The following is an 839-nucleotide window of genomic DNA, read 5'->3' as shown; positions in this document are numbered from 1 at the left end:
TCGTAACGATACTCGGTGACATAGCCGAGGCGGTCCACTTCCAGTACCCGGTTGCCGGCGCTGTCGTAGAGGGCGAAGCTGGCCTGGTCCTTGCCGTCGATCTGGATAATGGGGTTGCCGTTGGCGTCGTAGAGCGCTTGGCTGCTCTGGGTGCTGCCGAGGCTAAAGCCGTTTTGCAGTTCCTGCTGATCGCCGCTGGTGGAGTCCGGGGCCACCAGGTTGTTGAGGTCAAAGAAGACCCCGGCATCGGATTCGGTTTTGGTCACCAGGTTATTGGCATTGTACTGGTAATGGGTCGTGCGCCCGCTGCTGGACTCATTGCTGCGCAGGGCCTGGGCGTCGCTGCGCCAGTGCTCGGCACTGTTGTCGAGGTTGAGCTTGACCGCACTGCCGTCCCAGGCGCTGCCGTTGAGGGTGAGGCGCTGGTCGTAGCGGGTCTCGCTGCGCAGGTTGCCGGCGGCGTCGTGGCGCTGGTAGGTCAGGCCGCCGTCCGCGTCCAGGCTGTACACCTGTTGGTCGAGGCGGTTGTAGCTGTAGGCAGTGGCCTGGATCTGGCCGTGCTGGGTGCCGTTGGCGCTGCCGTCATCATTCAGGCTGGCATTCTGCAGGCCGCGCTGGCCTTCGTATACCAGGCGGCCGAGGGCGTCGTAGCGGCGCTCGCTGACGGTGCGTATCCATACCGTACTGATACTACCGTCGAAGTCGGGGCTGTTCTGGGCGCTGTCGCTGGCACCGATAAAGGCGGGGCCCAGCAGCGCCAGCAACTGACCGTTGTGGTCGTAGCGCATATAGCGGTTTTTAATGCCGTCTGCCGAGCTCTTCTCCGCCTTGGCGCTGAC

Annotated in this window: 1 protein-coding gene; it reads right to left on the bottom strand. The window is 63.8% G+C overall.

What is annotated here, in order from left to right:
* Positions 1-839: hypothetical protein (locus Q1A69_RS20020; protein WP_299589659.1), on the bottom strand; the 839-nt coding region annotated here is incomplete at both ends.

This window comes from uncultured Microbulbifer sp., from assembly GCF_947498635.1.
GTDB classification, from domain to species: Bacteria; Pseudomonadota; Gammaproteobacteria; order Pseudomonadales; family Cellvibrionaceae; genus Microbulbifer; species Microbulbifer echini.
This window is presented reverse-complemented; position numbering and strand designations above follow the sequence as displayed.